This is a genomic window from Bacillus cereus group sp. N12 (assembly GCF_016483575.1).
Classification (GTDB): Bacteria; Bacillota; Bacilli; order Bacillales; family Bacillaceae_G; genus Bacillus_A; species Bacillus_A toyonensis.
Window position 1 is genome coordinate 20,568 of record NZ_JAEHBO010000003.1, and the last position, 19,452, is coordinate 40,019.

Here is a 19,452-nt window from a genome sequence, read left to right on the forward strand (position 1 = left end):
AAGTTAATAGGGAGTCTGGCTACCCGTAAACGCCCAATTGGTGAAGGTTAATAATCGGTGAGGATGAATAAAACTCCAACTCATTAAAGTTTCACTTTATTCACAAAAAATCTAAAAACCCCTTACAAAAAGAATAAAAATAATATATTATGTATTAAAATACATAAAGTTCGAGAAAGGGGCTTTACATTGAAAATCTGGTTTTATGAAAAAACAGCACAATTAGATGACTTGCTTGGTATTTGGGACAATGTTCCGACGATCCCTCGAATTGGTGAAAAAGTGGAGCTTTTAAAAACTGTCCGCACTGTTACAGATATTAAATATGTAAAGAACGGTAATAATTTTCGTGTAGAAATTATTACGAATTAAAAAACATCTCTCCTTTTATACAGGAGAGATGTTTTTTAATTATCTATCATGTGCTTTTTTTATAACGATTTTATCTTCTTCTACAGAAACTGTTACATAATCATTTTCTTCTAACCGAAGCTTATTTACCGCTTCATCTGGTAGTTCTACAGCCATCAATCTATCTGTTACGATCACTTGACTATACAATTCATTTTCTTGTGATGCATTCACTACCTTTTCTTCATTTATGAAGCGCACTGGTGGCACACCCACTTCTTTTACTGTACGCCATTGTTTCCAAACATAAGGAATTAACCAAAGTAACCCAACAACTGTAAGACCGATACCAATCCATAAATTACTTTGTGCTTGTAATTCAGGAATTGAGATTGCAGTACCTTCTTCTCCACCGACAAATTGCATACTTGTCGCAATTAAATTATTAAGAGCATGCACAGCAATATTCGTCCATATATTTTTCGTTTTTATGTATAAAAGGCACATAACAACACCAAACATGAAAGCACCAATAACATCAAAGTGTCCTAAACCAAAAATAAGTGAAGATATAATTACAGCTTTTTTAATTCCCCATTTATAAGCCATTCGCTGTAAAAAGAATCCCCTAAAAATAATCTCTTCCATAATAGGTGCTAATACACATGCTGAAATGAAAGTAAATATCGTCATATATATGTTACTCGTATTAATAACAGTTCCATCTTCTAACATGGTAACTAAGAAATTCGGTAACGTATGTGCTAATATGTAAAATTGAATATGAGATATACCGACTGAAAAAATCATTCCCATTATCGTTGCTAATAAAATGAGTCCCCACGGTAAACGTCCTGGCTTATCAAAGAAACTTTTAAAAACAACATTATTTTTATTTGCTTTTACGTACAACCAAAATAACGGAAATACAAAAAATACAGTTATTTGTGAAATAACCTCTAACGTGCTATCAGAAACATTTGATAAACCTAATGGAATCATCGTAAGAAACAACCCTATCATCATCCATCCAAAAAAGCTACGTAGTCTTATACGTGAAAATGCATATTGCAATATTGCACACCTCCAAAGATTGTTAAAGTAAAACTTTAATCAGTTATAGGGAATCCTTCTCCTACAAATAGCAGGATAACTATATTATAATATGAATATAGTTGAAAATCTTCCTATTTTTCTCAAATGCTTTCGAGCAACGTATCTCTTAACATATATAATAACGAATTTATTGGATATACCATATCACAGTTCTTCAACTTCGTTACAACTTACATTTGCTGTACTTAAATAGCTGGAGAAGATCCGGTATTCTATCGCTAACAGCATCTCAAATTAACAATACAGAATACTAGAAATGTAAAAAACTATGTAATAAAAATCCCCGTTTTTACAAACGGGGATTTTTATTATTATAATACGTCACGTTTTTGGAATAATACACTTGATGCTACAAGTAATACAGCAAAATATGCAGCTAAAAGTAATAATGAAGTTGTAAACGTAAATTCTGCAAATGGTGGCTCCATTCCATCGCTTACCAATTTATTACTGTCGTAAGCTCTTAAATCTAAATGGAAGAATACTACAAACTTCGCTACACCTTTTGCAAACATCATTAGTGCAATAGTAATTGCTCCTTGCAAGAAATATAAGAACAACGTAATAATTAATGGCAATACGGATTTTCTAAATACATTTGCTAAGAAAAAGGCAAGTGTTGCAAAGAAAAATGGTGATACAAGCTGATATAACATCGTTTTTAAAACAATTCCTAACGTTAAATCTGTTTTACTACCATCCATTACAATACCACCAATAATCGTTGCAATGAACATACCAGCAAATATGATAAATAGCATCGCTAATAACACAGTAATATATTTAGAAAATAAAACTGTAAGTCGTTTTCTTGGACGAATTAACAATTGTTTAATTGTACCTTTTTGGAACTCATCAGTAAGAGTACGGGCTGCAAGTGTGATCCCAAAAATTGTTGCGAATAAAACGATTAAACCAATCTCTGAGTTTGCATAATCTAAATACGACCCCTTAAACTCATCACCTTTTCCCCACTTCATCATTGCTAAATTCCCTAAAATTTCGAGTGCCGCAATGACACCGATTAAAATATACATACCTTTTTTCGCATGTAACTTTAAAAATTCATTTTGAATTAATTTAAACATTACGCTTTCACTCCCCCAGTAATCGCTAAGAATTCATCCTCTAACGTTTTATTTTGAACGGTAACACCATATACAAGCACATCAGCATGCACAAGTTTTTTTACAAGCTGTGGAATGCTCTCTTTTGTTACAGATGCCACAATTACATTCTCCTGTGCTTTACCCTTAATAATTTCATTCGCTTTCTGAACTTCATCTACTTCAAACGCTACTACTACTGTCTCATCATGTTTCGCTTGTTCATGTAAGTTGTACTCTTGTACAAACTCACCTTGTTTAATAATTACGACGCGATCACACATTAATTCAATTTCACTTAATAAGTGACTCGATACGATTACCGCGATATTCTCTTCTTTCGCTAGTCGTTGTAAATAATCACGAATTTGGCGAATACCAGCTGGATCTAATCCATTTGTCGGTTCATCTAAAATTAATATTTTCGGCTGATGAAGTAACGCCTGCGCAATTCCTAAACGTTGTTTCATACCAAGTGAGTATGTTTTTACCTTTTTATGAATTGCATGCTCTAATTCAACAAGCTTTACAATTTCAGCGATGCGCTCTTTATTAATAGGTGTAATTGCCATGTTCGCAAAATGCTTTAAGTTTTGCATACCAGTCATATAATCATATAGTTCGGGATTTTCTACAATCGCTCCAATTTGCTCTAACGCCTTTTCACGTTCCGTGCGAATGCTATGACCACAAATTGTAATATCGCCTTCTGTCATAGAAATAAGACCTGTCATCATACGAATTGTCGTCGTCTTACCACTACCGTTCGGTCCAAGGAATCCGTACACTTCCCCTTCTCGAACCTCAAATGATAAACCTCGAATAATTTCTGTTCTACCAATCTTTTTTCGAACATTTTCTAATTTTACTACTACATTTCCCAATGCTGATTCCTCCTTTAGACTTCTAGTTTTTTGTCGATAATATAAGCAATTACATATATTATTAGAGCACTAACAATTACCATAAAACTTATATTAAAAATATTAAATCCATTTTCTTGAAACATCTCAATAAAAAGACTTTTACTTTCACTACGATATTCTACTCTTCGCAATCCTTGGAAAGCTGGAGCTAATTTTCCTAGCAAGGTTACCGCTAAAGTAATCGTTATATTTACTACTAGAGAAATAATAACGATCAGTATATTTTGTGCTTTTTTCTTTTTAGTGAGCAACTTAACTAGAGTAATTACTAATAAGATTTGTAACGTCACAAACAAAAAATCAAACAAATCGCTTATTGCATATATTAAATTATTCATTATGCCCACTTGCATTATTTCTTTTGCCTCTACATATACAGAAGTCGTAGGAAAAGCTAATACATAACTTACGTAGAAAAGAACTCCACATACCCCATACCATATAGCCATTGCAATATATGAGAAAATAAGCATAGAAAACACATATTGTTTCCCAGATATTGCTGTAATCCGTAACATTGGATTGGTTAGTAAGCGAGAATATGACTTCATTGTTTGCAAAAACATATAAATTACATAAAAAAGAAAGATAACCATAATAATCCCAAATATGCCCTCTTGTCTATTGATGGCCGCATCACTCTTTCTTACAATCATTTGCGAAAATAAAACCGCTTCAATTAGCACAAAAAGTAAAAAAGTAACAATGTATCTTTTCTTATTTACATTCCACAAATAGGATAGTATTGACTTCACTTACTAAACACCTCCTTAAACAGTTCATGAATTGCTTTTCCTCTCTGAAAACGAAGTTCTTCTGTATTTTCATATAGAACAATTTCCCCATCTTTTAAAAAGATTACTTCATCAAAAATATTTTCAATTTCATTTATTAAGTGAGTTGAAATTAATATAGTACAATCTTCTCTATAAAACTGTAAAATTAAATCCAATACGTGTTCTCTAGAAAGAGGATCAATCCCGCCCAGCGGTTCATCCAGTACGTATAACTTCGCTTTTCGAGAAAATGTTAAAATGATTTGTAGCTTCTCAATCATCCCTTTTGACAATGCTTTAATTTTTTCTTCTAACGGTATTTTAAATTCCGCAATCGTATCTACCGCTTTTTGAATATCGAAGTCTTTATAAAAATCTCGATAGAAAAATAAAGCATCTTTTACAGTCATCCAATCATCAAAGACTGGCTTATCGGACATAAATGAAACAATTTCTTTCGTCTCTAACCCAACTTTTTTACCGTTAATTGTAATGCTACCTTCAGAAGGGTGCTGCAAACCTGCAATCATTTTCAATAACGTCGTTTTCCCGCTCCCATTATCTCCAACAAGCCCTATAATTTTCCCTTCCGTAATCTCTATGTTCAATTCACGAATCACTGCTTTTAACCCGTATCTCTTCCATAAGTTTTCTATTTTTAATAGTTCTGTCATTTGCTCTCCTCCCTCTTCTCATGTAAGGAAGAACGAAGAATTGAAAGGATTTCGTCTTCTGAAAACCCTAAGTTATCCATTCCATCTATAAAAGAATGAAGTAATTCTTTCGCCATATCTTTGCGCAGCTCCATAATTTTCTCCCCTTCATTCGTTACATATCGTCCCATTCCTCTACGCGTTACAACAACACCATCACGTTCCAATTCTTGAAATGTTCGTTGAATTGTATTTGGATTTACTTGTAATTCACTCGCTAATTCACGTACAGAGGGAATTTTATCACCAGGCGATAAATGCCCAACTACAATTTCTTTTTTTATGTATTCCATTACCTGAATGTAAATGGGTGTATTTGGAGAAAATTCTATTTTCATTTCTTCCCTCCTTCCGTCTTAGTGTACTAGTTAAATAGTACACTAAGACAGAATATATGTAAATACTTACAAATAAAATGTAATAAAAAGGCAGTGCAACTTTCGTTACACTGCCTCCTTGCAATCAAAACTAGTACAGTAAACAATATGATAGTTTTACTAGTTTGAATCCGTATATAATTTTATACAAAAATTACTTTCCTTTTACTTGCGCTAGTACAGATTTAAACGTATTAATAACTGTATCTACCTCTTCATAACTAATTGTAAGAGATGGTTCGATACGAATTGTTTTTGAGTTAATTAACGTTCCAGCAACGAGAATACCTTGATCAAACATTGCCTTTGACACTTCGTAACCAATCTCGTCTTTATGGAATTCAATACCAATCATTAAACCTTGACCACGAATTTCAAAGATTTTATCCTCGTGCCCTTCTGCTGCTTGTTTCAATCCATTTAAGAAATACGCCCCAACTTCAGCAGCACGTTCTGGTAATTTCTCTTCCAATAATACATGGATTGTTGCAATTGCAGCCGCACATGCCAGCGGATTCCCTCCAAATGTTGTTGTATGCATAAATGGATTTTCAAACCAACTTTGGAATACTTTCTCTTTCGCAACGATAGCTCCTGCTGGCATAACGCCTCCACCAAATGCCTTCGCCAGACAAATAATATCCGGCACAACATCATATAATTCCGCTGCAAACATTTTCCCTGTACGTCCCATTCCAGTTTGTACTTCATCGAAAATAAGGAGTGATCCAAACTCATCACAAAGCTCTCGTACTTGTTTCAAATAATTTTCTGGAGGTAAAATAATACCGCCCTCTCCTTGAATTGGTTCTAAAATAACTGCTGCAACATCTTCTCCCACTAATGCGCATGTCTCAAATGTTTTTCTCATCATATCAATATCGCCAAATGGGACATGACGGAAACCCGGAATTAATGGTAAAAATGGCTTGCGGAACATTCCTTTTGCCGTCCCAGATAAAGCACCAAGGCTCTTACCATGGAAAGCACGAGTTGTAGAAATGAAAGTTGTTCGTTCACTATACATTTTTGCTAGTTTTAATGCTGCCTCTACACTTTCTGTTCCACTATTTGTGAAGAAGGCATATTTCAAATCACCAGGTGTAATATCCGCTAAAATCTTTGCAAGAATCGCTCGAAGTGGATCTAGTAAATCTTGACTGTGTAATGCTTGACGCTTTAGTTGATCTGTCACAGCTTTTACTACTTTCGGATTACGGTGACCAACATTGTAAATTCCGAATCCACCTAAACAGTCAATGTATTTTTTACCATTAATATCCATGAAACAAGATCCTTCATCAGACCATTCTACTGCCGCAAATTGTCCATCCTTTGTTACTGTTTTTCTATATGCTAGAAAACCAGGATTCACATGCTCTCTAAATCCATCTACTGTTTCTTTTTGAATCCAGTTTGCTTCTTCTTCAGAAACTTTTTCTTTTTCAATTAACTGTAGTACTTTCGTAATATACTCATTTACATTTGAACCTTTTACATCTTGTTCATTCAATTTATTTTCCACGTTCGTTCCCATTTATTTCACTCCTATATTCTTTTTATTTGCAAACCAACCAATAGGTTCTACTTCTAGATTTATATTAATCTGCTTAATTTCTTGAAATTCCTCTAAACCAAACGTTCCTAGACTACGACCTATACCACTTTGCTTATATCCACCCCAAGGTGCTTCATTGTATGTTGGATGATAGCTGTTAATCCACGTAATTCCTGCGCGAAGCTTGCGAATTACACGCATTGCTTTCGCACCATCAACTGTAAATACCCCTCCAGCTAAGCCATAATCTGTACCATTTGCTAACTCAATTGCTTCTTGTTCATTTTTAAACTTTTGAATTACTACAACAGGACCGAAAATTTCTTCCTGTACAATGCGCATATCGGGTTTTACATTGACAAAGACCGTTGGTTCAATAAAGAAACCCTCACCTTTTCCATCTGTCAGTATTCGCTTACCTCCACAAGCAATGTCTGCGCCTTCGTCTTTCCCAATTTCAATGTAGCGTAATACTTTTTCCATATGTTCTTGACTTACAAGTGGTCCCATTTCTGATTCAGGATTATCACCAGGCCCAACGTTAATTTGCTGCGCTCGCTCCACAAAACTATTAATAAATTTATCGTAAACGCTTTCTTCAACAAGGATTCTCGATCCTGCTGAACATACTTGTCCGCTACCTGCATAAATACCAAATAGTGCATAATCAATAGCTGTTTCAAAATCTGCATCTGCAAAAATAATATTCGGTGATTTGCCTCCAAGTTCTAGCGAAATCTTTTTCATATTATCTGCTGCCGTTCTCATAATGTGCTTGCCTGTTTTTGTTCCACCTGTAAAGGAAATCATATCCACCTTACTACTCGCTGCAATTTCATTCCCTACTATTGGACCGGCCCCCATTACCATATTAGCAACACCTTTTGGTAGCCCTATTTTTTCAAGGATTTCGAATAGCTTTGTCGCAGTAATTGGTGTCACTTCAGAAGGTTTAAACACAATTGTATTTCCAGCTGCTAAAGCAGGTGCAATTTTCCATACACTCATCAATAGCGGATAATTCCATGGAACAATTAATCCACAAACACCAACTGGCTCTCTTACAACCATTGCTTGCATTGGATCGGCTACATGATATGTTTGCCCATCTGGCTTTGTAATCGATCCAGCATAATAGCGAAAACAAGCCGCTGCATCTCCAATATCTCCTTCTGCCTCACGGTATGTTTTTCCATTATCCATTGTTTCAAGATACACTAACTCTTCCATATTTTTATCAATTTCATCTGCTATTTTAAATAAATATGATGCCCTTTCAGCAGTGGATGTTTCTGACCAAATTCCACTATCGAAAGTCGCTCTTGCCACTTCGATCGCGTATTTTGTATCCTCAATTGTTCCCTCAGGTGCATATGCTATACCCTTGCCATTCGCAGGGTTAATTATTGTTCTTTTTTCTTGATTACTAGACTCTCTCCATTCACCGTTTACATACATTTTTAAATCTAGCACTATATTGAATCCTCCTTTATTGATCGTTTATATATTTATAAGCAAGTTTCATGCCAACATTTAAAGCACAAAGGAATCCTATAAAAACTAACTATATTCTTACGTGTAATAAAAAAGAAGTATGCGTTGTTGCATACACTATTCCACTTTGCATAAAACAAAACATAGATCAGTACCATTACCATCTTTCATTTTGCTGAAATGTGAGATGATAGTACTTGCCAACCACGAATAGCGGAAAACTCGCTAAACTAACAAAAAAGGAGAAGTCTATGTGACCTTCTCCTTTTTTAGGAATACGAGATTATATCAGTTGGCATTCCTTTTTCACTGACAATCCTTTGATATTTTCGACTCACTGAAGATTGGCTAATGCCAAGAGCTTTTGCTGCCTTAGTCGTTGTTTTATACTGCTTCATTGCAAGTAAAATCAATTGTTCTTCTACAGAATGTAGTGCTTCTTGTAACGGTAATACTCTCGTAATAACTGGTTTTGATTTTTTAAAGTCATAACCGGGGGTTAAAAACTTACTAACAAACTCAGCTTCAATTACTGGATCGTCTGCTGATACTACTAAACGTTCAATCATATTTTGTAATTCACGTACATTTCCTGGCCATGAATAAAACTCTAGTAAGTTAAGTGCATCCGGAGTTAAATGATAGTTTTTATTATATTTTTCATTTAACTGTTGTAAAAAATGAAAAGCGAGTACTGGGACATCTTCCATTCGCTCTCGTAGAGGAGGCACTTGCAATGGAATTACATTTAAACGATAAAATAAATCTTCACGGAACGTTCCTGCCTCTACCATCTTTTCCAGACTTTTATTTGTAGCGGCAATAATTTGTACATTTATTTTCGTAGGTATTGTACTTCCAATAGGAATTACTTCTTGTTCCTGCAGGACCCTAAGCAATTTCACCTGCAAATGTAGAGGCATTTCTCCAATTTCATCTAAAAATAAAATACCTTGATCAGCTCGCTTGAAATATCCTTCTTTTCCATTTTTATCTGCTCCTGTAAAAGCACCTTTCGTATAACCAAATAGTTCACTTTCTAACAAAGTTTCTGGAATTGCACCACAATTTAATTTTAAAAATGGCTTTGCAGATCGCTTTCCAAGTTGATGAATTGCTTGAGCAATTACTTCCTTCCCGACGCCCGATTCTCCGGAAATAAGAACATTGGAAGAGAAATCTGCTATTTTTTTAGCTTGGTTTATAATTTGCTCCATTTTCGGACTACAGTAAATAAGTTTCTTAAGAAAACGATCTTTATTTTTAAAATCATCTAATTCCTTCTTATATTGCTCTGATATTCTCTTTATTTCATGTAATTCCGTCTTTAATCTCGTAGCTTCTGTAATATCCCTTGAAGCAATAATAATACGATGAAGCTCTCCGCTTTCATCAAATACAGGATTTCCAACCGCCAATATTTTTCTTCCACTTTTTGTTTCTTGTACAACTGATACCTTTTTTTGTTGCTCCAATACTAATCGCGTAACAGATGGACTAAATAACCCTTTCTGTTCTAAGTCTAAAAGGTTTTTACCTAAAAGATCCTTCAAATTACTCCCCCAAAAATCATTAATAACGGTTTCACTGTAACGAATTAATTCCCCTTTATGATTAACAACTAATATTTCATCATAAATACTAGACAAAATTGCATGCAAATCTTTGTTTAAATCCTTTATATATTCAATTTCCATTGCCATGTCCTCAACCATCGGCAAATCTTGTACGATAATAACCATTCCTTCAATATTTCCATCAAAGTTTGGAATGGGACTGTAGTCAACTAATACACCCATCTCATTTGTGATTTGTAATTGATTCAAAATTGTCTTTCCCGTTGCAAATACGTTATTAATATGTCCTTCGTTAAAAATTTGTTCTGCTGGTACATTCATTACTCTTTCAGGTGTAGATTTAATCATCTTCAAACCAGATTCATTGCAATTTACAATTTTCTTTTCACGATCCACTACAAAAATCCCCATTGGAATAGACGTTAAAATAATTTTTAATATATCAACACTCTGATTTTCTTGTTTAAATAGTTCTGCAAAAACATCTTCTCTTCTTATATATCCTATTAACTCATCCATTTCATTTTTCACTATCGCAATCGGCGCTCCAATAATTTGAAACAGAGCTGTTAAAGAAATATTTTTACTAAGATAACATATTGTATCTAGCGAAACTGCATTTGCAAGCAATGCCTTGGAATGTAAGTCCTTACTGTTTGATAGCAGATCCTTGACATGAACGTATGCAAATAATTTCTCTCCCCTTTTTAAAAATAGAAAAGGTTCTTTTATATTTTCAACGTCTATATTCCATTCCTTTTCGGATTGATCGATAGGTAGAGAAACAATAGGTCTAATTTTATTACGAGCAATGGAAAACATTCTGCTATTCCTCCTTTGGGCTACTTAATTTGTATTGTATCATTAAATACAGATTTTTTTAATTAATCTGAAAATAAAACATTCTTTCCTTTACTTAATAAAAAAAGGAAGATGAGCACCTCCATCTTCCTCATTGTTCTATCATTAATCACTACCACTAACGAAAAGGTCTTCTTGAATATAAGCTAATACCATACCTGGAATTACTTTATCTCCTGCCTCTACTTCTAAAGAGTGAACTTCTCCGCTACATCCCATCTTAATTACTTCCAGTTTACCATTCATATCTTTAATCGAAAATAATGGCTCCCATTCATAAACTCGAGAATCCTTAACAATAGAAACTTTTTCAATTGTTCCATAGCATGGACTCGTAATAATATCATAGTACATAATCAATCATCCCCTTCTTTTATTCTATTAATATTGCTCTTCTAACCTTTGTGACTGAAGAATCATATAAAAAAAGCTTTGAAACTCTTCTATGTCTTCAATCTCAATTCCTAACCTCGGTGCCCAATATTGTTCCTCTACAATATCTTCTTGACTTAACAAAATCATTCTCCCATTTTGAATAGAGGTAACCATTGCTTTTCCAAGAAACTGTTGTGAATACGTAACAGCTATATCGTAACGATGACTTTTCGACAAAACACAATAATAACCGATTGGTTGTCTCTCCACTTCTTCTAATAAAATATCCAATTTCATTTGAGCCCTCCTTTAGGTTAAAAATGCAACCAACCTCTTAGGCGCGATGCTTCTACAATCTTACGAACTCCTTCAATATAAGCAGCAATTTTCATATTTACTCCAAAGTGTTTTGAAGTGTCAAGTACGTTAGAAAAACTAGATGTAATTTTCTCTTTTAAACATTGATCAACATATTGCTCTGTCCAATAATATCCTTGATTATTTTGACACCATTCAAAATAAGAAACAATAACCCCACCCGAGTTTGCTAAAATATCTGGAACAACCAAAACTCCCTTTTCTTCTAACATCGTTATCGCCTCTTTTGTTGTTGGACCATTTGCAGCCTCAATGATAATCTTACATCCAAGCTTTCCTGCATTATGTTTCGTAATGACTCCCCCAATTGCCGCTGGAATGAGTACATCACATTCTTTTTCTAACAACTCCTGATTAGAAATTGTTTTACTAAAAAGATTCGATACTACACCGAAAGAATCTCTGTTTTCTAATAAATAAGGAACATCTAAGCCGTCTGGATTATAAATTCCTCCTATAGCATCTGATACCCCAACTACTTTCACACCAATATCATATAAATATTTCGCCAAATACCCTCCAACATTCCCAAATCCTTGAATAATAACTCTCATATTTTGTAGTGGAATTTGTTTTAACTCACTTACTAACTGAAGCGTATACAATACACCTTTAGAAGTTGCTGTTTCCCGTCCTTGTGATCCTCCTAGCATTAATGGCTTCCCGGTTATAAAGCCTGGAGAGTCAAACTCCCTAATATGGTCATATTCATCTAGCATCCAAGCCATAATTTGCGCATTTGTGTACATATCAGGAGCCGGAATATCTTTCGTCGGTCCCACAATTTGACTTACTGCCCTTACATACCCACGACTCAATAACTCTAATTCTCTAAAACTCATCTCCTGTGGATTACAAATAATCCCGCCCTTTGCGCCTCCATATGGCAGTCCTGTCACTCCACATTTCAAGCTCATCCAGCCAGCAAGTGCTTTTACTTCTTCTGCCGTAACATCTGGATGGAATCTAATACCACCTTTCGTTGGCCCAGCTGCGTCATTATGCTGAGCACGATACCCTTGAAATACCTTTGTTGTTCCATCATCCATACGAACAGGAATACTTACTTCTAAAAAACGCATTGGTTTTTTCAGAAATTCAAATACTTCGTCTGGATAATGTAAAAAATGAAGCGCCTCTTTTAATATAGCTTGAAATTCCTCTAAAGGATCTTCAACCTCACCTGTATGTTTTTCTGACTGAATCGGCACGATAACACCCCGCTTTTTATTTTTACTAATTATACAAAGCAATAATCGTGCCAAGTGAAAATGCTACGGTAATCATATTGTGTCACCCTCCTACTTATGACGCTTTGAATGACTTATGCAATACTGCATGATTATTAAATATAAAAAGCAAAAGACATCGGGATTTATCCGATGTCTTTTGCTTTTTACATTTCCTGCACTTCTTCAAAATGCATTTGCGGAGGAGCTAAGCGGAACATATTTGTAATATATAAAAGGTATCCCATTCCAATAGCAGCCCAGCAAATACCGAGAATAAGTGAATGAACATTGAGATTAAACCATAGTACTGCTACAGTACCAGCACCTAAAATAGGCATCACTAAAAAATTTAAACAGTCTTTTATCGTTTTATATCTTTTTTTCTTAATTACATAGTAGGAAATTACAGATAAATTAACAAATGTAAATGCAATAAGCGCTCCAAAATTAATAAGTGATGCTGCCGTTTCTAAATCAATGAATATCGCAGAGAGTGAAATAACTCCTACAATAATAATGTTATATACTGGCGTTCGCCAACGAGGATGAATGTATCCGAATATTTTTTTCGGAATGACATTATCTCGACCCATTACGTACAATAATCTAGACACACTTGTATGAGAAGCTAAACCAGACGCGAGTGTCCCCATAAGCGTTCCTACTAAAAAGAAAGCTTGAAATAGTTTTCCACCAACATATAGCGCAATTTCTGGAGACGCTGATTCTTTATCTTTAAATACAGATGTATCTGGAAAGAAAGATTGTGTAAAATACGTAGTTGTAATGAATAAAACTCCACCGATTAAAGCAGTAAGAAAAATAGCCCGAGGTATTGTCTTCCTCGCGTTTGGTGTCTCTTCCGAAAATGTAGTTACTGCATCAAAACCTAAAAATGAAAAACAAAGAATTGTTGCACCTGCAACTAACGGTGATATTTGTATATCTGATTGAAAAAACGGCTGAATGGAAAAAACTTCTCCTGTTCCCTCTCCCGCTAATAAACCTTTTATAACTAGAAAAACAAACACGGCCATTACTAGCACTTGAAATATTACTAAAAACGTATTGAAGTTAGCAGTAACATTTACGCTAATAACATTTATAAGTGTAATCAGTAGAATAAAACCAATGACCCATATCCAATTAGGAACACTTGGAAAAAATGCTGACAAATAAATTCTCGTTAATAGTGCGTTCACCATCGGCAAAAACAAATAATCCAATAATGCGGACCATCCAACAAGAAACCCAAGTCTTGCACTAATTGTTTTCTGTGTATACGTATAAGCTGATCCTGCGGTAGGAAAAACCTTTACCATTTTGCCGTAGCTTGCAGCGGTAAACAACATCCCTGCTAACGCAATCAAATAAGCTCCTGGAACATGTCCACCCGTTTTTTCCGAAACGATTCCAAACGTATCAAATCCAACCATCGGCGTCATATACCCGACCCCTAGCATAACAATTGACCAAAGTCCTAATGAACGTTTTAAACCAACTACTTTTCCCACCTATCATTCCCCCTACTTTCTCTATCTCATTTTCATTTGAAAATTGACAGCAAAAAGGAAACGCTTTCAAATAACTGTATACATCACACCAACTATTACAGTTCCCTTTTGTTTTTAAATATCATGCAATTTTCGAGCCAAAATGTATGTAATTAAAAAATTCAATTCGAAAGAAAACATATAGGTGGAATGAGGCCTCACTTCTTCTCATTTTTTATTCATTTTGACATAAGTTATTCAATCTCTCATACTGCTAAATATAAAAAATAAAACTTTAATTCGTGTTTTTTATTTTCACTCCCTTACAAATTTGGCTTTTATGAGATAGGAATATTTCCATGAAATAATAACATTATGTAAACTATCCATAGAAAAAAGCTGTCTTTTCTATAAAGACAGCTTTTTCTATGACACGATATTAAAAATTGAATGCGAAGTCATCGTCAGATAACTTTTCAACGTTCGTTGCTTTTACGTAACCATTTCCTTTTACAGAGAAGAAATCATGGTTTTTCGTATCTGTACGTAGACCATTTAAAACGATTGGGTTAATTTCTTCTTCTTCAAACTTCGGCTCAAGTCCTAAATTCATAAGTCCTTTATTCGCATTGTAGCGAACGAAACGATTTACATCATCTACAAGACCGATAGAAGTGTAAATTTCTTCTGTGTATGCCATTTCAATTTCATATAGTTCCATTAATAACTCTTGCGTTTCTTTTTGCACTTCTTGTTGATCTTCTGCAGAAAGCTCTGCGAAAAGTTGTTGTGCTAAAATACCGACGAATACGCCGTGAATGGACTCATCACGAATGATTAGGTTAATAATTTCACCACTTGCCGTCAATTTACCTTGACCTGCTAAGTAAAGTGGATAGAAGAATCCACTATAGAATAAGTAACTTTCTAAGAACACACTTGCTACCATTGCCATGTATAACTCTTTTTTCGTTACTTGAGGCTTTAATAAACGACGATAGTAACGAGTAATAATACCAGCCTTTTTCTCAAGTAATGGATGATTGTCTACCCATTCAAAAATATCATCAATTTCTTCTTCCGTAGCTAACGTTGTAAAAATATGACTGTAACTCTTCGCATGTACTTCTTCCATAGCTCCCATGAAAGCTAATACACTTTTTGCTTGTAAATTTTCAAGATGAACAAGTACAAGTGGCATCCCTTCGCCACCTTGTTTCGTATCTAAAAGTGTTAAACCACCTAATACACGCTTATAAGCAATTTGCTCTTCTTTTGATAATTGTGCCCAAGTATTTTTGTCAGAAGACACCGCGATTTCTTCTTCTGTCCAAAACTGAGCGATGTTTTGCTTCCAAAACATTAAACTAAAATCGTCTTCCTTTTTGTTCCAGTTTACCGCACGCATTCAATCGCCCCTTCTCTAAATAAACATGAAAAATTGATAACTAAGCATGAGCAGGGTTCAGAAAACCCTGCTCATAATGTCTCACTTTTTTATATTAAACGGTACAAGCTACGCACTCTTCCACGCTTAATTTACGTGTTCTCGTATAATACAGACTCTTTAAGCCTTTTTTATGTGCATAGATGTAGTAACGTGCTAACTCACGTGTTGAAATATCACTATTAACGTAAAGAATTGTACTAATTCCTTGGTCAATATGCTCTTGAATTTCTGCAATTAAATCAATTAATTTAAACTGATTCATATCGTAAGAAGATTTATAGTACCAGAACGTATCTTTTGATAAATACGGCATTGGATAATATGTTGTCGCATTCGCATACGTTCTTGATTCGATTTGACTTACGATCGGCATTACGCTTGAAGTTGCATTTTGAACGTAACTGATAGATTGTGTTGGAGCGATAGCAAGACGGTATGAATTATATAATCCATTCTTCTGCACTTGCTCTTTTAAACTTGTCCAATCTTCTTTTGTTGGAATATGAATTCCTTCAAATAGTTGCTGAACTTTTTCAGTTACTGGGCTGTAATCTGTCGTTTCATACTTCTCAAAGTATGTGCCGTTCGCATAATCAGACTTATCGAAGTCTTTAAATGTTTCGCCTTTTTCTTTAGCGATTTCCATACTTTTCTCAATAGAGTAGTAATTTAACATCATAAAGAATGTACGAGCGAACTCTTTCGCTTCTGCACTTTCATAACCGATTTTATTTTTTGCTAAATATCCATGTAAGTTCATTGCTCCAAGTCCAACTGAATGAAGCTCATCATTTGCTTTTTTCACAGTTGGTGCATTCGGAATGATTGTCATATCAGAAACAGCTGTTAAAGCTTCCATTCCTGCATGAACTGCTTCACGAATTTCTTTATTTTCCATTACATTTACGATATTTAGTGATCCTAAGTTACAGTTAATATCGCGGCGGATAATGTCATCTGTACCGTAATCATTTATTTCAGAAGTTTCTTGTAGCTGGAAGATTTCTGTCTCGAATGTTCAACCGAGTTCGCTACTCCTCAGTCCGTTGCTCATGCAACTGCTGTATGTCACCATACAGGACAGACTATATCATCACCTACAGCATTACCTGATTAGGTGCTCCGCTTTTCGAACGCCAATCACTTGCGCTCTACTCCCATAAGGGATAGTCGTTAGGCTTTTACTTATCTTAATCTTTCAGAAAGTCTCTTATTACTTTATGTTGTCCAATCACTCTGCTATACAAAATAATAAGATACATTCTGAACTTTTCTATTTTCATTCTAAGATAAGATTTAGCACGGTAGGTTACCTCAAACTTGAGGCTTTCCCCGTTTAACGGAGTTTTCGACTAGCATTTCTACTAGAAGGTGCTACATATTTAACACAAGTTCGACATCTTCACAGTTCCAATATCCTTCAGTGGATGCTGATTATTTGCATTTGATTTAAACATTAAGTATGGATAACCAGACTCAAGCTGAATCATTGCGATTTTAATAAGCATATCACGTGCACTAATATCTAGCGGCTTCTTCTTCACTTTCGGATTGCTCATTAATTCATCGTACATTTCATCAATGTCAATATCATCTAAATGCTTGCCATATTCTTTAAACACCGTATAAGGCGCGAAAACATGGAAAGGTTCGTTTTTCTCAGCAAGCTCAAAGAACTTACTTGGAACGATAATTCCGATTGATAGAGACTGAATACGGCTCTTCTCATCGGCATTTATTTTCTTTGTATCAAGGAATTCGATAATATCCCAATGGAAGATGTTTAAGTATACTGCACCAGCACCTTTTCGTTGGCCAAGTTGATTCGCATATGAAAACGAATCTTCAAGCAATTTCATAACAGGTACTACACCACTTGCAGCGTTATCAATACCTTTAATTTGCTCACCACGTGCACGTAGCTTAGATAAGTTTAAAGCTACTCCCCCGCCAATTTTTGATAATTGCATTGCAGTATTAATGTTAAAGCCGATTGAATTTAAGCTATCGTCCATCTCTAACAAGAAACAAGACACCATTTCTCCTCTTCTGCTTCTTCCCGCATTTAAAAAGGTTGGTGTCGCTGGTTGGTAGTTTTGTTTTACAATCATGCTTGCGAATTGTTTTGCCTTCGCAACATCACCACGTCCTAAGTATAATGACACAATTGCTACACGATCTTCATAGCTTTCTAAGTATTGTTTTTGATCATTCGTTTTTAACGCATAATCTTTGTAGAACTTAGATGCTGCCATATAAGATTGGAATTCGAAGTTTTCACCATAAGCGATGTTATATACTTCTTCTACTTCCTCCAAGCTATACTCGTCCAGAACGTTGTAATAGTAATCATGTTCTTTCATATACTCCATTCGCTCTGCCACGCTATTAAAAGGAACGGTATTCTCTCTAGCTTCTTCCATAAAGACTTCTAATGCCTCTTTATCTTTATGAAGCTGATAAAAACCGTCCTGCATTTGCGTGATTTCATTATTCAGTTCAATGTGTCGCAATCTCCCGCACCCTTTCCTTAAAATATTCTACATCGTTATTTGTTCCTGATAACTCAAATTTTGATACAATAGGCACTTCATATTTAGCAGAAATTTTGTCAGCACTTGCACCGAACATGTCTCCCCAGTTACGATTGCCGCTTGCAGATACGCCTTTTAATTTGTCATTATTGCGCTCTAAAAATTCTAAAACACGTTCTGGTACATTGCCAAAACCTGTTGTATACGTAATAAGAATAAAGTCTTCATCTATTACTAGATCTTCACCAATTTGAACGGCCGGCATATTTAATTTGTGAATGAAACGCTTCACGTTTCCTGTCATAGAATCATATGCAACTAACATTTCCGACCCTCCCTCTCCAATCTATACTCTTTGTATGTCGTTTCTTGATTTCTCTATATATTGTATTACGTTTCAAAATAAGACACAAGATATATGTATAAATTCTTTCTTTTTTTAACTTTTACTTTTCGACAAGACCGCCGATTTTTTTCAATACAATGACTATGAAACAACATTCTAAAACTCATGTCAATAAAGTGCTTTTCAAAAAAGTTGTCAACGAATTTAACCTCATTTTAAAAAAAGTTAACAATATATTTTGTCATAAAACGGCAAATGCTGGAGGAATATATTTCTCCAGCATCACGCAAAAAAGAACAGACATGAAACGATAATCTGTTCTAACAAACGATTACATTTATCAATTTTACTTTATTAAATATTATACATATACTTTCGTTGCTCGTTACATAATAAAAGATAACTATTATAGAAAAAGATTATTATTATGGCGTTTCAATTTATGTATGAAAAGTTTATTCAGAGTGCTCAATACGCAAAATATCTTTTACAAATATGTGATGCGGATTCTCATCTTTATCCAGCATTGTACATACAGGAGCTTCTTCATCAAAGTATACGATCATTCCTTCTACGTACTCATATGTCTGTTGAACTTGTACAGTTACTTTAATTTCTGCCGCTTGCTCATACGCCCTTTTTATTTTCTGAAGCATTTTTGTTGAACATTTTCGTTTCTCTGGATACATAACCATTCCCATACATCTATTTCCGGCTCTATCTTTCCACATATAATCCCAATGCGGTAAAATGCCTTGTTTAAAATCGCCCATAATTCTCCTCCCCTTT

The 19,452-nt window shown here is 34.7% G+C and carries 18 protein-coding genes and 1 pseudogene; 1 reads left to right on the forward strand and 18 read right to left on the reverse strand.

The genetic code is table 11. The features are described from left to right. Nucleotides 1–189: 189 nt before the first annotated feature. A complete protein-coding gene (locus tag JDS92_RS02265) occupies nucleotides 190–372 on the forward strand; it encodes a DUF3913 family protein (RefSeq protein ID WP_000707110.1) in 183 nt (60 codons plus the stop codon). Between the two features lie 39 nt (nucleotides 373–411). Here the strand turns inward: JDS92_RS02265 and JDS92_RS02270 are convergent, their stop codons facing one another. The 18 genes and pseudogenes from JDS92_RS02270 to JDS92_RS02355 form a co-directional block, all read right to left on the reverse strand. Continuing rightward, complete coding sequence (locus JDS92_RS02270) at nucleotides 412–1,425, reverse strand: CPBP family intramembrane glutamic endopeptidase (protein WP_001198834.1); 1,014 nt, start codon at nucleotides 1,423–1,425, stop codon at nucleotides 412–414. Nucleotides 1,426–1,778: 353 nt separating this feature from the next. Next, nucleotides 1,779–2,555, reverse strand: coding sequence for an ABC transporter permease (locus tag JDS92_RS02275; RefSeq protein ID WP_097957238.1), 777 nt, complete (start codon nucleotides 2,553–2,555; stop codon nucleotides 1,779–1,781). Continuing rightward, entirely contained in the window at nucleotides 2,555–3,457 is a 903-nt protein-coding gene (locus JDS92_RS02280; protein WP_087970669.1) for an ABC transporter ATP-binding protein, read from the reverse strand. The genes JDS92_RS02275 and JDS92_RS02280 overlap by 1 nt, the downstream gene beginning before the upstream one ends. Nucleotides 3,458–3,471: 14 nt before the next feature. Continuing rightward, complete coding sequence (locus JDS92_RS02285) at nucleotides 3,472–4,254, reverse strand: ABC transporter permease (protein WP_087970670.1); 783 nt, start codon at nucleotides 4,252–4,254, stop codon at nucleotides 3,472–3,474. Continuing rightward, a complete protein-coding gene (locus JDS92_RS02290; RefSeq protein WP_087970671.1) occupies nucleotides 4,251–4,949 on the reverse strand; it encodes an ABC transporter ATP-binding protein in 699 nt (232 codons plus the stop codon). Before JDS92_RS02290 ends, JDS92_RS02285 begins: the two co-directional genes overlap by 4 nt. After that, nucleotides 4,946–5,326 (reverse strand): GntR family transcriptional regulator, encoded by a 381-nt coding sequence (locus tag JDS92_RS02295; RefSeq protein WP_000687521.1) that lies wholly within the window; start codon nucleotides 5,324–5,326, stop codon nucleotides 4,946–4,948. The genes JDS92_RS02290 and JDS92_RS02295 overlap by 4 nt, the downstream gene beginning before the upstream one ends. Before the next feature lie 193 nt (nucleotides 5,327–5,519). Further along, the gene (locus JDS92_RS02300) at nucleotides 5,520–6,902 is read right to left on the reverse strand and encodes a putrescine aminotransferase (RefSeq protein ID WP_000537092.1); all 1,383 of its coding nucleotides are present in this window, start codon (nucleotides 6,900–6,902) and stop codon (nucleotides 5,520–5,522) included. Further along, nucleotides 6,903–8,396, reverse strand: coding sequence for an aldehyde dehydrogenase family protein (locus tag JDS92_RS02305; RefSeq protein WP_199631455.1), 1,494 nt, complete (start codon nucleotides 8,394–8,396; stop codon nucleotides 6,903–6,905). A gap of 290 nt (nucleotides 8,397–8,686) precedes the next feature. Beyond that, nucleotides 8,687–10,816 (reverse strand): sigma 54-interacting transcriptional regulator, encoded by a 2,130-nt coding sequence (locus JDS92_RS02310; protein ID WP_098138260.1) that lies wholly within the window; start codon nucleotides 10,814–10,816, stop codon nucleotides 8,687–8,689. A gap of 144 nt (nucleotides 10,817–10,960) precedes the next feature. Then, entirely contained in the window at nucleotides 10,961–11,209 is a 249-nt protein-coding gene (locus JDS92_RS02315; RefSeq protein WP_000291046.1) for a biotin/lipoyl attachment domain-containing protein, read from the reverse strand. A 27-nt stretch (nucleotides 11,210–11,236) separates the two neighbouring features. Continuing rightward, entirely contained in the window at nucleotides 11,237–11,527 is a 291-nt protein-coding gene (locus JDS92_RS02320) for an SAV0927 family protein (protein ID WP_000762558.1), read from the reverse strand. A gap of 17 nt (nucleotides 11,528–11,544) precedes the next feature. Next, nucleotides 11,545–12,819, reverse strand: a complete 1,275-nt coding sequence (locus JDS92_RS02325; RefSeq protein WP_199631456.1) for a Glu/Leu/Phe/Val family dehydrogenase — start codon at nucleotides 12,817–12,819, stop codon at nucleotides 11,545–11,547. A 185-nt stretch (nucleotides 12,820–13,004) separates the two neighbouring features. Continuing rightward, nucleotides 13,005–14,354, reverse strand: a complete 1,350-nt coding sequence (locus JDS92_RS02330; protein ID WP_000521244.1) for an APC family permease — start codon at nucleotides 14,352–14,354, stop codon at nucleotides 13,005–13,007. Nucleotides 14,355–14,772: 418 nt separating this feature from the next. Further along, on the reverse strand, nucleotides 14,773–15,741 hold the full coding sequence (nrdF, locus tag JDS92_RS02335) for a class 1b ribonucleoside-diphosphate reductase subunit beta (RefSeq protein ID WP_001203010.1): 969 nt from the start codon (nucleotides 15,739–15,741) through the stop codon (nucleotides 14,773–14,775). A 94-nt stretch (nucleotides 15,742–15,835) separates the two neighbouring features. Continuing rightward, nucleotides 15,836–16,786 (reverse strand): ribonucleotide reductase large subunit, encoded by a 951-nt coding sequence (locus JDS92_RS02340; RefSeq protein WP_073990709.1) that lies wholly within the window; start codon nucleotides 16,784–16,786, stop codon nucleotides 15,836–15,838. 382 nt (nucleotides 16,787–17,168) lie between these two features. Then, nucleotides 17,169–18,296: pseudogene (locus tag JDS92_RS02345) on the reverse strand (ribonucleotide reductase N-terminal alpha domain-containing protein); the annotation flags it as partial. Beyond that, nucleotides 18,283–18,642 (reverse strand): class Ib ribonucleoside-diphosphate reductase assembly flavoprotein NrdI, encoded by a 360-nt coding sequence (gene nrdI / locus JDS92_RS02350; RefSeq protein WP_000959449.1) that lies wholly within the window; start codon nucleotides 18,640–18,642, stop codon nucleotides 18,283–18,285. The pseudogene JDS92_RS02345 and the gene nrdI, both read right to left, overlap by 14 nt. Before the next feature lie 476 nt (nucleotides 18,643–19,118). After that, nucleotides 19,119–19,436 (reverse strand): hypothetical protein, encoded by a 318-nt coding sequence (locus tag JDS92_RS02355; RefSeq protein ID WP_000502193.1) that lies wholly within the window; start codon nucleotides 19,434–19,436, stop codon nucleotides 19,119–19,121. Nucleotides 19,437–19,452 lie beyond the last annotated feature (16 nt).